General features: G+C 69.0%; 14 protein-coding genes. 1 reads left to right on the forward strand and 13 read right to left on the reverse strand.

Features of this window, described 5'->3' with window-relative positions; all coding sequences use genetic code 11:
• Window positions 1-2 precede the first annotated feature (2 nt).
• The 10 genes from AC1DVU_RS07045 to AC1DVU_RS07090 form a co-directional block, all read right to left on the reverse strand.
• Window positions 3-938, reverse strand: a complete 936-nt coding sequence (locus AC1DVU_RS07045) for a fumarylacetoacetate hydrolase family protein (RefSeq protein ID WP_476921723.1) — start codon at window positions 936-938, stop codon at window positions 3-5.
• The gene (locus AC1DVU_RS07050; protein WP_476921724.1) at window positions 935-1867 is read right to left on the reverse strand and encodes an MBL fold metallo-hydrolase; all 933 of its coding nucleotides are present in this window, start codon (window positions 1865-1867) and stop codon (window positions 935-937) included. Before AC1DVU_RS07050 ends, AC1DVU_RS07045 begins: the two co-directional genes overlap by 4 nt.
• Before the next feature lie 42 nt (window positions 1868-1909).
• Complete coding sequence (locus AC1DVU_RS07055; protein ID WP_476921725.1) at window positions 1910-2332, reverse strand: MarR family winged helix-turn-helix transcriptional regulator; 423 nt, start codon at window positions 2330-2332, stop codon at window positions 1910-1912.
• A 47-nt stretch (window positions 2333-2379) separates the two neighbouring features.
• Complete coding sequence (locus tag AC1DVU_RS07060; protein ID WP_476921726.1) at window positions 2380-3318, reverse strand: alpha/beta hydrolase fold domain-containing protein; 939 nt, start codon at window positions 3316-3318, stop codon at window positions 2380-2382.
• A 121-nt stretch (window positions 3319-3439) separates the two neighbouring features.
• Window positions 3440-4036 (reverse strand): hypothetical protein, encoded by a 597-nt coding sequence (locus AC1DVU_RS07065; RefSeq protein WP_476921727.1) that lies wholly within the window; start codon window positions 4034-4036, stop codon window positions 3440-3442.
• Window positions 4037-4252: 216 nt separating this feature from the next.
• Window positions 4253-5023, reverse strand: a complete 771-nt coding sequence (locus AC1DVU_RS07070) for an SCO1664 family protein (protein WP_476921728.1) — start codon at window positions 5021-5023, stop codon at window positions 4253-4255.
• The gene (locus AC1DVU_RS07075; protein WP_476921729.1) at window positions 5020-5580 is read right to left on the reverse strand and encodes a DUF3090 domain-containing protein; all 561 of its coding nucleotides are present in this window, start codon (window positions 5578-5580) and stop codon (window positions 5020-5022) included. Before AC1DVU_RS07075 ends, AC1DVU_RS07070 begins: the two co-directional genes overlap by 4 nt.
• Window positions 5581-5589: 9 nt before the next feature.
• Window positions 5590-6297, reverse strand: coding sequence for a histidine phosphatase family protein (locus tag AC1DVU_RS07080; protein WP_476921730.1), 708 nt, complete (start codon window positions 6295-6297; stop codon window positions 5590-5592).
• Between the two features lie 10 nt (window positions 6298-6307).
• Window positions 6308-6730 carry a DUF4345 domain-containing protein gene (locus AC1DVU_RS07085; protein WP_476921731.1) on the reverse strand — a complete coding sequence of 141 codons (423 nt, stop codon included), beginning with the start codon at window positions 6728-6730 and terminating at the stop codon, window positions 6308-6310.
• Window positions 6730-7560 (reverse strand): SDR family oxidoreductase, encoded by an 831-nt coding sequence (locus AC1DVU_RS07090; RefSeq protein ID WP_476921732.1) that lies wholly within the window; start codon window positions 7558-7560, stop codon window positions 6730-6732. The genes AC1DVU_RS07085 and AC1DVU_RS07090 overlap by 1 nt, the downstream gene beginning before the upstream one ends.
• A gap of 96 nt (window positions 7561-7656) precedes the next feature.
• Here AC1DVU_RS07090 and AC1DVU_RS07095 point away from each other — a divergent pair, with 96 nt between their 5' ends.
• Entirely contained in the window at window positions 7657-8340 is a 684-nt protein-coding gene (locus AC1DVU_RS07095) for a winged helix-turn-helix transcriptional regulator (RefSeq protein WP_476921733.1), read from the forward strand.
• Here the strand turns inward: AC1DVU_RS07095 and AC1DVU_RS07100 are convergent.
• From AC1DVU_RS07100 to AC1DVU_RS07110, 3 genes are read right to left on the reverse strand one after another with little or no spacing between them, the layout of a single operon-like run.
• Entirely contained in the window at window positions 8329-8766 is a 438-nt protein-coding gene (locus AC1DVU_RS07100; protein ID WP_476921734.1) for an acyl-CoA thioesterase, read from the reverse strand. The two genes, AC1DVU_RS07095 and AC1DVU_RS07100, sit on opposite strands and share 12 nt — an antisense overlap.
• Before the next feature lie 47 nt (window positions 8767-8813).
• Window positions 8814-10103 carry a Glu/Leu/Phe/Val family dehydrogenase gene (locus AC1DVU_RS07105; protein WP_476921735.1) on the reverse strand — a complete coding sequence of 430 codons (1290 nt, stop codon included), beginning with the start codon at window positions 10101-10103 and terminating at the stop codon, window positions 8814-8816.
• Window positions 10103-13537 carry a bifunctional proline dehydrogenase/L-glutamate gamma-semialdehyde dehydrogenase gene (locus AC1DVU_RS07110; RefSeq protein ID WP_476921736.1) on the reverse strand — a complete coding sequence of 1145 codons (3435 nt, stop codon included), beginning with the start codon at window positions 13535-13537 and terminating at the stop codon, window positions 10103-10105. The genes AC1DVU_RS07105 and AC1DVU_RS07110 overlap by 1 nt, the downstream gene beginning before the upstream one ends.
• Between the last annotated feature and the right edge of the window lie 82 nt (window positions 13538-13619).

Raw genomic sequence — 13619 nt, forward strand, 5'->3', positions numbered from 1 at the left:
TCTCAGCTCTGGGGGTCGGGGGTGCGCGGGGTCAGCGGCTCGCGCACGTCCGGGCCGGCAACGACCTGGTTGGCGATCTCGCCGATCCCCTCGACCCGCATGCGCACGACGTCGTCTGCCTGCAAGGGCCGGTGGCTGTCGCGACCGTGGCGCCCCCACCCCTCGGCGAGGCAGCCGTTGCCGCAGGTCCCTGAGCCGAACACGTCGCCCGGGCGCACATCGGCGCCCCGCGAGGCATAGCTGATCATCTCGGCGAAGCTCCATGACATCGAGCTGAGCCGGTCGCGACCGATGAGCTCGTCCCCGATCCACACCTCCATCGCGAGGTCGAAGCCCAAGCCCTTTGCGTGGGGCTCGAGCTCGTCGGCGGTCACGAGCCAGGGACCGAGGGTCAACGACCCGTCCTTTCCCTTGCACGGGCCCAATGGCCCCTGCATCTCCTCGAACTGCAGGTCGCGGGCGGACCAGTCGTTGACGATCGTGTAGCCGAGGATCGAGTCCTGTGCTTCGGCAACCGTGAGGTCGCGCCCACCCCGGCCGATGATCGCGGCGACCTCGAGCTCGAAGTCGAACGCCCGACTTCCCGGCGGGATCGGCACGTCGTCGTTGGCCCCGACGACTGCTGCGGGGTTGGTGAAGTAGAACAGCGGTTGGCGGTACCAGACGTCGGGCACGACGGGCCCTGGGTTCGCGAGCATCGAGACCCCCAGGACGTGCTGCTCGAACACCATGAAGTCACGTATGGATGCCGGCTCCACGGGTGGCAGGAGACGCACGCGGTGGACAGGCACACGAATGTCTCGGTCGAGTGCAGCCCGTCCGGCCTCGTCGAGTCCATCGTCGAGCACCGTGCGGATCTCGGGAGTGGGCCAGATGTCGGCTCCGTCTGTCACGCCGAGCCCGACGTGGCCGGCGTTCTCGTAGCGGACCCACTTCATCGGGACACCAGGTGATCGTGCAGGTTCGCCATGCAGCCGAACAGCTCGGGCCCGGTGCCCGGAGTCCCGCCGTCGAGCTCGCGGTAGATCGTCTTGACGTTGACCGCGAGACGTTCACTTTCCGGCCAGCCCGCGAATGGCCCGAGGTCGATCGACTGGGCCGCCTCGTTGCTGTCCATGCCGCGCAGATGGCATGCGATCGCACCCTCGTGAATGTGCTCGACGTAGTCGATCATGGCGCGCACTGCGGCGATCGTGCCGACGGGTCCGTGCCCCGGCACGACGTGCTCGACGCCCAGGTCGATGATCGTGCGGCACGCGTCGAGCCAGCGCTGAGCCGGCCCAGCCCAGATCAGTGGGGTGCCGCCCGCGAAGACGATGTCGCCGGTGAAGACCGTACGGGCCGCTGGCACGTGCACCAAGGTGTCGCCGAGGGTGTGGGCAGGGCCCACGTCGATCAGCTCGACGTCCCACCCGCCCACGAGCAGCTCCCGACGTCCGGTGAACGTGCTGCTGGGGTAGGTCGGCGTGATCCCGCTGAAGTCGAACCGGCCGAAGATCGATCGGACGTACCCGCCGGTGGGATCGGGCAGGTGGAGCAGTCCGGCGACCCGGTCTGGCCCGACGAGCATCATGTCGTCGACCGAGCCTGCCGCCGCGATGATCTCGACGTCGCGCACCAGTTGATTGCCGAACCAGTGGTCGCCGTTGCCATGTGTGTTGACGAGGCGGGTGACGGGGATGCCGTGCGATGCCTGCGGCAAGGCGTGGAGCATCTCGGTGGTCGACGGCAGGTCGAAGAGAGTGTCGACGAGAAGCGCCTCGCGGTCGCCGACGATCAGCCCCGCGTTGCTCAGCCCCCAGCCGCCGTCACTCTGGACCCACGCCCAGCAGGGGCCGTTGACGTGTGACCACTCCGTAGCGAGCATCCAGACAATTTAACAGGAAACCTGATGAAAATCCATGCTCTCTCAGGTCTCCAGGCTCGTCCGGCACTCCGCCAGGAAGCGCCGGAGCAGGGCCGTGTCCGAGGTGCTGAGGGCACCGGTCATCTGCTTCTCGATGGCCGCGACGTGCGGGCGACGCTCCTCCAGGATCGCCCGGCCCTCGGGCGTCAGCGCGATGAGCAGACGACGCTTGTCGTCCGGGTCGCGATGGCGCTCGATCAGGCCGCGATCCTCCAGGATCAGGACCATGTCGGCCATCGTCTGGGCGGTCACGAACGAGTTGCGGGCCAGCTGCGCCGAGCTGATGTCGCCGTGGCGTTCGAGCACGGTCATCGCGGTGTACTGCAGGGCGGTCAGGCCGACGGGTCGCATCAGCTCGTCGAGGCGGGCTCGCACGGACAGCTCGAGCTGCTTCACGAGGTAGAGGAGCGTGGGGTTTCCGGCCATGCGCCCATTCTGGCTGATCAGAGGCGCTTGACCGGGGATGCGCGGGCTCAGGTCGTCTCGGGTGCGGTGAGGGTCGTGGCCCGTTGCACATGGCGTGCGATCAGGGCGTAGACCTGGCGAGCCTTGTCGTCGTCCTCGGCGTCGTACCCGTGATCGGCGTCGGCCACGTCGTGATGCTCGACGAGGGCGCCCGCCTCGCGGAGGCGGTCGGCGTACGCCACGCCCTCCGCACGCAGGAGGTCCAGTGCCGCCGTGATGACCAGGGCCGGCGCGATGCCGTGGAGATCGGCCGTGTCGGCCGGGTTGGCAGGGGAGACCAACGGATCGAGACGGTCCTGGGGATCGGGCACGTACGAGCCGTCGAAGACCTCAGCCATCCAGGGACGCAGCTTCGGCTTGGGAGTCGCAGCGTGCTTGTCCTTGGCGCTGGTCGCCAGGTCGAGCGGCGGGTAGTGGAGCACCTGCAAGGCGGGTGCGGGACCGTCCTGCTCGAACGCCTGGCGCGCCACCGCGGCGGCCAGCCCGGCGCCGGCGCTCTGTCCGCCGACCGTGAGCCGGCTGCCGTCCCAGCCGTGCTCGGCACCGTTGGCCGCGACCCACTGGACGACCTCGTACGCCTGCCGGGTCGGGGCCGGGAACGGGTGCTGCGGGGCGACGACGTAGTCGACGTTGATCACCACGACGCCGGCCTCTGCCGCGACGAACCGGCACAGCGGGTCATCCAGGTCGATGATCGGGATGACGTAGCCGCCGCCGTGGAAGTTCACGTGGACCGCGGGTGCAGGGCCGCCAGTGGCGGGGAGGTAGACGACGGCGCGAGCCGGCGCGACCGACGTCGGGATCGTGATCTCGTGACTGTTCCCGGCGAACTCCGCGAGGCGCTCGTACGGGGAGGCGCCTTTCCCTGATCGCGCGGCCAGGGCGACGACGCGTTGGAGGGTCTTGGCAGCGAACGCGGCCACCGCAGGTCGGGCCAGGATGGACATGTGTCTCCGATCGGCGGGGGAGACCTGTGCTAATCATCAGGTTTCCTGCTTATTATCGAAGATTAGCACGACGACGGCCGTCGCGGAATGGGTCACCGCGGACGACGGGTCGCGTTCTGGATCACTCCGCTGAGGGGGTCGGGACCGACGGCTCCGCCTTCTTGGGCGCCGGCTCCTGAGTCGTCTCAGTAGGGGCCGGCTCCTGGGTCTCGGTGGACAGGCTCTTGGAGGTCGGTGCCGACGTGGTCGGCTCCTTGGTGGGCGCCGATGCCGTCGATGGTGCCGGGGCGGCGGTCAGGTAGGTCATGTGGATCCACAGGTTCGACGTGGTGCCGAAGATGCTGTTGTTGGCGCAGATGTGCTGCCCATTGCGATACAGGAGGACGTTGGCATAGCCGGTGCCTCCGGAGATGCCGGCCTGCACCTGCAGCTGGGAAACCCGCTCGTCCTCGTCCGCCTGGGCGGAGATGACCTGCTCGCCGGCGTTGCGGTCGAAGTTGATCCGCAGGTCGCACTTGTTCACCAAGGTGATCCCGGTGATGCCGACGGCGGCGTGCGTGGAGTTGGTGTGGAGCTGGACGGTCGTGCCGAGCCGGACCACGCCGCCGCGGACCAGGATCCTGCTCTGGGACTCAGCCGCAGGCACGCTGTCGGGGCTGAAAGCAGCGTAGGCGGCGGTGCCGCCCATCCCCAGGCCGACGACGGTCGTGAGCGTCACGAGAACGCGCCGCGTCCTCAGTCCGCCCGGACGACCTCGATGCCGGCGCGGCGCGCTCCCGCGATGTGCCGCTGATGCGCGCCGTGACGTCGAAAAACCCTTGATACCCACCCGAGAAAAAGACACGCTGTCGATCCTGCCTCGGGCAAGACCTCGATCCCAGAGCCCATGAGGATCAGATACACGTGGTCACAAATGACCAGCTGGTACTGACGCTCAGAACGGCGGCCAGGGGATCGCCGGCATGTCGCCGCGCGGCGCCGGGAAATGAGCCTGACGCAGCAGGCGCTCGCACCGGGTCGCGAGCACGGCGATCTCGGCCTCGGTCAGCAGGGCGGCGAGCGTGACACCGAGATCGGCGGCCAGCGCTGATCGGACACGCTCGACGCCTTCGAGCTCGTCGGTCCAGAGCTCGCGGCCCAGCCACCCCCACAGGACGGTGCGCAGCTTGTGGTCGGTGTGGAACGTGAGCCCGTGATCCACGCCGTGACGGTGTCCGTCCGCCATCTCGAGAACATGGCCACCCTTGCGGTCGGCGTTGTTGACGACGATGTCGAACACCGCCATGCGGCGCAGCGCAGCTGAGTCCTCGTGAATCAGCGACACCGGGCGGTCGCGCTCGTCGAGGCCGTCGAAGACGTGGCACCAGCCTTCGTCGGGCATCCCGTCGGTCGCCACCAGCGTGACGGCCTGCTGCGCCGGATCGGTCTCCTGCCACAGCTGAGCCATCCCGGGACCCAGCGGACCGTCGCGCAGCCAGGTGGACGGGGCGATGTTCCACCCGAACGCCTCGGACACGGCATAGGCCGCGACCTCGCGATGGGCCAGGTTGCCGTCCGGGAAGTCCCACAGCGGTCGCTCGCCGGCGATCGGCTTGTAGACGACCTTCACGTCGCCGATCTGACCGAGGAACGTCGCATTCGACGCCGGCATGATCCGACTCGTCACCTCGAGGTCACCCTCGACGAGATCGGCGGTGAACGTCACCGGAACCCTTCGGGCAGCTCGCAGATGTGGTCGTCGGAGTCCATCGGGAGGCGGCACAACGGGCAGATCGGGCGACCGGCCCCGACGACCTCGCGGGTGCGCTTGGCGAAGGCGCGGGCCGTGCCGACCGGGATGCGAATCAGCAGCGCCTCCTCCGGCTCGACCTCGATGACCTCGATGTCGTCGAGCTCGTCGACGTCGACCTCGATGATGGGGAACGCCTCGATGACGATCTGGGCCGTCGTCGGGTCCCAGCCGAGGCTCATCACGCCGGCGCGGAACTGCTCGTCGATGGGCAGCTCCAGCGGATCGTTGTCCACGAGTCCCTCAGGAGTCAGCGCCGGCACGCTGTACGGGTTGCCGTCCGTCGCCATGAGCTCGTCGAGGACCTCCTCGACCCTCTCGGCGAGCGCAGCGGACTGGTCCTTCTCGAGTGCGACGCTGACGATCCGGTTGCCGGCGCGGGCCTGCATGTAGAACGTACGAGCGCCGGGTTGCCCGACCGTCCCGATCACGAACCGGTCAGGCCAGTCGAAGCCGTGGACGATGGGGGGCATGTAGCCATGTTAGGAGCGAGCCCGAGGGGAACCCTCGGGGCCTGCTCCGCCGCCGACCGGCGCGTCAGTCGTGCTGGGGGTCGCGTCGAGCCAGGAGAGGTCGCCGGCATCGGTGTTGACGGCCACGACGTCCGGCCGGTCCGGGGTGTATCTCACGATCGATGCCGACGCCGGATTGACATGGATGCGCTGGAACAGGTCGAGGTCCATCCCGAGGGCGTCGGCCAGGATCGACTTGATGATGTCGGCGTGACTGACGGCCGCCCAGATCGCGCCCGGTCCGTGCTCGGCCTCGAACGCCGCGTCGAGACGCCGGATCGCGGCGACGGCCCGGGCCTGCATCGCGACCATCGACTCCCCGCCGGGGAACGTGGCAGCCGATGGCTGCTTCTGCACCACCGACCACAGGTCCTCCTTGGCGAGGTCGGCAAGTGCCCGGCCCTGCCACTCGCCGTAGTCACACTCCGTGATGCCTTCGTCGATCGGCATCGGCGGGGAACCGCGTTGCTGGTCGAGGATCGCCTGCGCGGTCTGCTGGCAGCGTTCCAGCGGGCTCGAGACGATGCCAACGAGGGGCACCGCCGCGAGGCGCTCGCCCGCTCGCTTGGACTGGTCCGTGCCGAGCCCGTCGAGCTCGACGCCGGCCGTGCGGCCGGCGAGCACGCCGCTGGCGTTCGCGGTCGTACGCCCGTGCCGCACCAGGATGACTGTGGCCATGCCTGCGAGCCTAGAGCTTGTCTCCTACAGCAGGCTCGGTTGAGCCCGCGGCGACGCGTCGCTGCCAGACGATCAACGCGGGCGGAGCGACCAGCTCGAGCACGATCGCCACGAGTGAGACCGGGTGCGGTCGACCGCGCTGCTGCCACGACCTGAGCCGCGCCAGGCCACCGACGAAGAGCGTGGCGAGCGACCCGGTCACGGCGGGGGACCGCTCGGCCCGGGGGAGCTGCGACCAGATGACGGCTCCCCAGGCGAGCTTGAACACGTTGGCGTAGCGCAACGAGCTGTCGACCGTGGGAGTCACCTCCGGCGATCCGCCCGGCACTCCCTGAGCACCTCGCGCGATCTCTCCCGCCGCGCTGGCCGCGGGGATCGCAGCCATGGCTCCCAGCGCCCATTGCAATCGCCGACGACTCGTCGCGTCAGTCATCACGACACCTTGCTCGTGCTTGCTGCTGCGAACACCGCGTCGTTGACCGCGGTCGGCGACATCGCGAGGAATCGCTTCTGCACCCGGCTGAGGTTGTCGGTCAGGTAGCGACGGCGCGGGTGCCGCGACGTCAGCGCCCGATCGACGGCCTTGACGACCTTCTGGGGATCTCCCGCGAGCTTCTGGAAGCGGGGGATGAGCTTGCGGGTGCCGGCCAGATGCGGGGCGTACAGCTCTTGGTGGTGCTCGGACAGCTTCGTGACCATGCGGTCGTGGTCGACGAGCGCGTCACCCCACATGTCGGTGCGGGTGGGCCCGGGCTCGACGAGCGAGACCCGGATGTCCCACGGCCGCAGCTCCATGCGCAGCGCGTCGGCGAGGGACTCGATCGCGTACTTCGACGCGCTGTAGGCGCCGCTCCCCGGCAGGGTGATCAGACCGCTGACCGACGACATGAAGACGATCCGGCCACCGGCCGCGCGGACGTGCGGCAGCGCCGCCTGGGTCACGCCGATCTGGGCCGTGACGTTGACGTCGAGCTGGCGCGACAGATCGTCCAGCGACAGTCCCTCGACCGGGCCGTTCACGATGATGCCGGCGCTGTTCACGACGCCGTCGAGCTTGGCCGGGAGGCGCTCGGACAGCCCTGCGAGCGATGACCGGTCGGTGATCTCGAGGGGGACCGCGTGCACCCGGTCCAGACGATCGAGTCGCTCGAGATCGGCGTCGGATCGCGCCGTCGCGTACACGTCCCAGCCCCGTTCGCTCATGTGCTGGGTGATGGCCAGGCCGATTCCTCGGCCGGCGCCTGTGACCAATACGGAAGGCATTGCTTCTCTCCTGACGGCTGCGACACTGCCAGATGCAGTATACGAATCATATAGTGTCCGATCCCAAAACATATGTCAATGTTGTAGGATGGAGACATGACGACGAAGACGTACGGTCAGATGTGCTCGATCGCGCGCTCGCTCGACGTGCTCGGCGAGCGGTGGAGCATCCTGGTCGTTCGCGAGCTGCTGCTCGGGCCGAAGCGGTTCAAGAGCTTGCTGGCTGCTCTGCCCGGGGTCGGCAGCAACCGGCTCTCCGACCGGTTGAAGGGGCTCGAGGAGGCGGGGATCGTCCGACGGACCACGCTGCCGGCGCCCGCCGCGGTCCCGGCCTACGAGCTCACCGACGAGGGCGAGCGCCTGCGCGGGCCGCTGGTCGCTCTGGGACTGTGGGGGCTCGACCTGCCCGTGGACGAACGCATCGACCCGCAGACCCTGCGTGCCGAGCTCATCGCGATGGCTCTCGCGGGCATGCAGACGAAGCTGCTGGACCGCACCCGTCGTGACGCGTTCGAGTTCCACGTCGGGGACGAGGTGTTCCACCTGCAGCTGCGGGACGGACGGTTTCGCGCACAATCGGGCCCGTCGCCGAGCGATCCGGTCGTCAGCGTGGCCTGCGATCTGCAGACGTTCACCGATCTCGCGCTGCGTACGCTGACGCCGGCCCAGGCGATCAAGGACGGACGCGCGACGATCCTGGCCGGGGCGCGCAGCGCATTGACCGAGCTCTACCGCGTGCTGGTCTATGTCCCACACGCCCCGTTGCCGTCACCCGCCTAGACGATGCGACGACACACGTGCTGCACGGCGGCGGAGGGCGTCGGACCACCGACGGCGTTCCTCGTCGGTCCGGGGCGGGGCTTGTCGGACTTCGCACGGCTTCCCATCGTCGCCCAACGCGACCATCGTGAAGTAGCAGCTGTTGGTGTGCCTCCGGACCCCCGTCGTGACGTCCTCGGTCTCGACGCGGATGCCGACCTCGAGCGAGGATCGTCCGGTGTAGTTGACCGACGCCAGCAGGGTGACCAGGTCGCCGATGTGCACCGGACTGTGGAAGCGCACCTGGTCGACTGACGCCGTCACCATGTACTGGCGGGTGAAGCGGCTCGCGCACGTGTAGGCGACCTGATCCAGGTACTTGAGGATGAGACCGCCGTGCACGTTGCCGGCAAAGTTGGCCATCTCCGGTGTCATGAGGATGGTCATGGTGAGGTCGCGCTCGAGGCGTTCTTCTGTGGGCGGGAGGCCTCGCGTCACGGGTAGAGGCCGCGGATCTGGTGCGCTTCGGCCACGCGCTGCACGGCGATCACGGTCGCGGCCTCGCGCAACGTGATGCCGAGTCGCTGCGAGCTCTCGACGACCGCGGTCCAACCGGCCAGCATGCGCTGGCGCAGTCGCTCCTCGACCTCGTCGGCCGACCACCAGTACGCCTGGTTGCCCTGCACCCACTCGAAGTACGAGACGATCACGCCGCCCGCGTTCGCGAGGATGTCGGGGACGACCAGGACTCCGTTGGCGCGCAGGACCTGGTCCGCCTCCGCCGTCGTCGGCCCGTTGGCACCCTCGACGACGACCGTCGCGCGAACCTGCGCGGCATTCGCCGCGTTGATGACACCTTCGACCGCCGCCGGAACCAGGAGATCGACGTCGAGCGTCAGGAGGCTCTCGGGATCGAGGGGCTCGGCCTCGGCGAACCCGAGCACCGTGCCGCTGACAGCGACGTGCTCACTCAGGCGTTCGACGTCGATCCCGTTGCTCGCCTGGACGGCGCCGTACTGGTCGCTGATCGCGACGATCCGCACGCCGGCGTCGGCAAGGAACTGAGCGGCTGAGGCGCCCACCTTGCCGAATCCCTGCACGGCTGCCGTCGCGGAGGTCGGGGCAACGCCCACGTGCTGCAGCGCGGCCAGCGCCACCTGCGCGACGCCGCGAGACGTCGCGGTCGAACGGCCAAGCGAACCGCCGATGCTGACCGGCTTGCCCGTCACGACGCCGGGAACGGTGTATCCCGCGTTGACCGAGTACGTGTCCATGATCCACGCCATGGTCTGCTCGTCGGTGCCGATGTCGGGTGCCGGGATGTCCTTGTCCGGCCCGAGCACCGGCTGGAGCTCGCTGGCGTACCGGCGGGTCACGCGCTCGAGCTCGCCCTTGGAGTAGAGGCGCGGGTCGATCGTGACGCCACCCTTGGCGCCGCCGTACGGCACGTCGAGAAGGGCGCACTTCCAGGTCATCCACATCGCCAGCGCACGCACCTCGTCGAGCGACACGTCGGGGCTGTAGCGCAGTCCGCCCTTGGTCGGGCCCCGCGAGAAGTTGTGCTGCACCCGGTATCCCGTGAGGACCTCCATGGTGCCGTCGTCGCGACGCAGCGGGATGCTGACCCGGGTCTCCCGCCGGGCGCTGCCGAGCAGCTGTCCGAGTCCACTGCTGTAGCCCAGCAGCTCCACCGCGAAGGCCAGCTGCGCCTGTGCGTCGGCGAGAGCGTGCTCGCCCGGGCTCCGCTGTGTCGTGCCGGTGGTCGGTTCTTCGGTCAGTGTCATCAGATGATCCCGTCGGTGAGGTGGTCAGGCGTGCCGAATCGATGTGCGGTGATGCTGATGGCCTGCTCCTCGAGGAACGGCAACAGCTCGAGCCGGCCCGACTCCGTGACGCGGTTGGCGTACACGGCGAGGTCGGGTCGTCCGCCGGTCGGGCGTGCGAGCGAGGAGGCAGGTGCGCCGATCAAGCGGATTCGTGCCTGCTGGATCGCGTCGGCGGCCTCCAGCCATTCGGCCTCGGGTTGCGTCGCGACCGTGACACCAAGCTCGGCGAGCGCGGCGTTCAGGGCAGCCGGCAGGGCAGCCGGCGTTGAGACGGTGAGCTCGGAGCCGGCGAGCAGTCCCGCGCCCACGACACGAACAAGTGTCGGCAGGGGAGTGTCGACAGACAGCCGTACGAGGACCGGGGTCGGGACATAGCGGAAGAGGTTGCGCTCGGCGGTCAGCTGCGAGACGTCCTTGGCCTGCCCGAACTCGTCACGCCACGCCACGGCGTCACTCGCGAACGAGCGGGTGAGGAAGTCCAGCTGCCACGGCGCGAGATCGAGCTCGTCGGTGACACCCAGCAGCCGTTCGATGACCGGCGACAGCTCGGCGCTCTCGGCGGTCGAGCGGGCGCACTCCCAGGAACCGAGCCCGACGAGGTAGTTGGGTCCGCCGGCCTTGAACCCGGGTCCGACGGCAGACTTCTTCCAGCCGCCGAACGGCTGACGCTGGACGATCGCGCCGGTGGTGCCGCGGTTGACGTAGAGGTTGCCGGCCTGGACCCGGTCGAGCCAGGTCGCGATCTCTGCTGGGTCGAGGGAGTGGATCCCCGCCGTGAGCCCGTAGTCGACCTGGTTCTGGATGTCGATCGCATCGTCGAGAGTCGCGGCGGTCATGATGCCGAGGACAGGGCCGAAGAACTCGGTGAGGTGCACGTGGGAGCCGCGTTGGACCCCTTCGCGTACGCCAGGGCTCCAGAGCTGACCTTCGTCGTCGAGCCGGCGCGGCTCGACGAGCCACGACTCGCCGGGCGCGAGGGTCGTGAGCGCCTCCAGCAGCTTCCCCTGGGCGGGCTCGATCAGTGGGCCCATCTGGGTCGTGGCGTCCTCGGGGCGGCCGACCGTCAGTGACGTGACGGCATCGACGAGCTGGTCGCGGAACCGGCGTGAGGTTGCGACGGATCCGACCAGGATCACGAGGGACGCGGCCGAGCACTTCTGGCCCGCGTGGCCGAACGCGGAGTAGACGACGTCCTTGACGGCGAGGTCGAGGTCGGCACTGGGGGTCACGACGACCGCGTTCTTGCCGCTCGTCTCGGCCAGCAGTGGGAGGTCGGGCCGGAACGAGCGGAACAGTTCCGCGGTCTCATACCCTCCGGTGAGGATCACGCGGTCGACGCGGGAGTCGGACACGAGCCTGCGTCCCAGTTCGCCCTCGTCGAGGTGGACGAGGTGCAGGACGTCGCGTGGCACGCCCGCCTCCCAGAGCGCGTCGACCATGACCGAGCCGCATCGTGCTGCCGGGGCGGCGGGCTTGATGACGACGGCCGATCCGGCGGCCAGGGCCGCGAGCGCCGACCCGGCCGGGATCGCGACCGGGAAGTTCCACGGGGGAGTCACCACGGTCAACGCCGAGGGCATGAACCGGGCACCGTCGACCTCGTCGAGCTCGCGGGCGAGGTGGGCGTAGTAGCGGGCGAAGTCGATCGCCTCGGAGATCTCCGGGTCCGACTGGTCGAGGGTCTTGCCGGCCTCGGACGCCATGACCTCCGCAAGGTCGCCTCGACGGGTCTCGAGCACGTGCGCGGCGCGCTCGAGGATCTCTGCACGCTCCGACCCCCTGAGCAGGCCCCAGTCCGCACCGGCGGTCGCTGCGGTCGAAAGCACGGTGTCCACCTCCAGGACGGTCGAGAGCGTGTGGCTCGCGACCAGGTCGTCGCCGAGCGTGGAGGTGGCCACGCGGGAGAGGATCCCTCGGGCCCAGCGGCGGTTGTCCGGAAGTGAGGAGTCCGTGTCGGGCGCGTTGCGGAACTCTGTCCCGGTCTCTTCGGGAGGCGGGAGGAGCCGGCTCTGCGTACGGTTCGGCGCGGGAACGTCGGCGTCAAGCGCCGCCAGCGACTCGAGGAAACGCTCCTTCTCCCGCTCGAACAGTGCTTCATCGTCGTGGAGGTCGAACACGGCCGACATGAAGTTGTCGTGGCTCGCGCCCTCCTCGAGCCGCCGGATCAGGTACGCGATCGCGACGTCAAACTCGCGTGGGTGCACAACCGGCGTGTAGAGCAGGAGACCGCCGACGTCCTGCTTGACGGCCTCGGCCTGTCCCTGCGCCATGCCCAGGAGCATCTCGATCTCCATGCTGTGGCGCACCCCGCGCTCGCCGGCGAGCAGCCAGGCGTACGCGAGGTCGAACAGGTTGTGGCCCGCGACGCCGATCCGCACGTTGTCGATGTGCTCGGGTCGCAACGCGAAGTCGATGACGCGCTTGTAGTTGGTGTCGGACTCCTGCTTGGTGCTCCAGGTCGCGAGCGGCCAGTCGTGCAGCGACGCCTCGACCCGCTCCATCGGCAGGTTGGCGCCCTTGACGACGCGGACCTTGATCCCCGCGCCGCCCTTGGCCCGCCGCTCGGCGGACCAGGCCTGCAGCCGCATCATCGCGCTCACGGCATCTGGCAGGTATGCCTGCAGGACGATGCCGGCCTCGAGGCCGAGGAGGTGGGGCTTGTCGAGGATCGCGGTGAAGACGGCGATCGTGAGGTCGAGGTCGCGGTACTCCTCCATGTCGAGGTTGATGAACTTCGGCGTGGAGGACGCTGCGGCCTGCTCGAACAGTGGGGTCAGGCGCTCCACGACGTGCTCGACGGCCTCGTCGAATGCCCAGGCCGAGTGGGGGCCGATGGTCGACGAGACCTTGATCGACACGTAGTCCACGTCCGGACGGGCCAGCAGCTTGTGGGTGCCATCGAGCCGGCGCGCGGCCTCCTGGTCGCCGAGCACGGCCTCGCCCAACAGGTTGACGTTGAGTCGGGCTCCGCGGCGGCGGATCTTCGCGATGGCCTTGCCGAGGCGGGCGTCGGTGGCGTCCACGATCAGGTGGCCGACCATCGATCGCAGCGCGCGTCGTACGAGCGGGATCACCAGGCGGGGAAGGACGAGTCCGGCCGCGCCTCCGAGGCGTACGGCTGTGCGCAGGTGCCAGGGGAGGAACGACGGCACGTCCCGGGCGAGGGTCGCGAAGTTGCGCGCGGCGACCTTCGGATCCTCCGGTCGGATCACCCCGTCGATGAACCCGACCGTGAAGGGCAGTCCCCGGGGATCCTTCAACACGCCGGCCAGCTGCGTCGCTGCGCGGTCGGGTGGCACCTCCGCTGCGCTCGCGAGCCAGCGCCGTACGAGCGCGATCGTCTCGTCGGCGAGCGCGAGCGTGTCGGGTGCGCGGTGGGCGACCTCAGTCATGTGCAACCTCGGGGAATCTAGGCGGTTTCGTAGGACCAGTGTGTGAGCCGCATCAGTTAAGGTAAAGCGAAGTTTTCTGACT

This window comes from Aeromicrobium sp. P2_G6 (genome assembly GCF_056403535.1).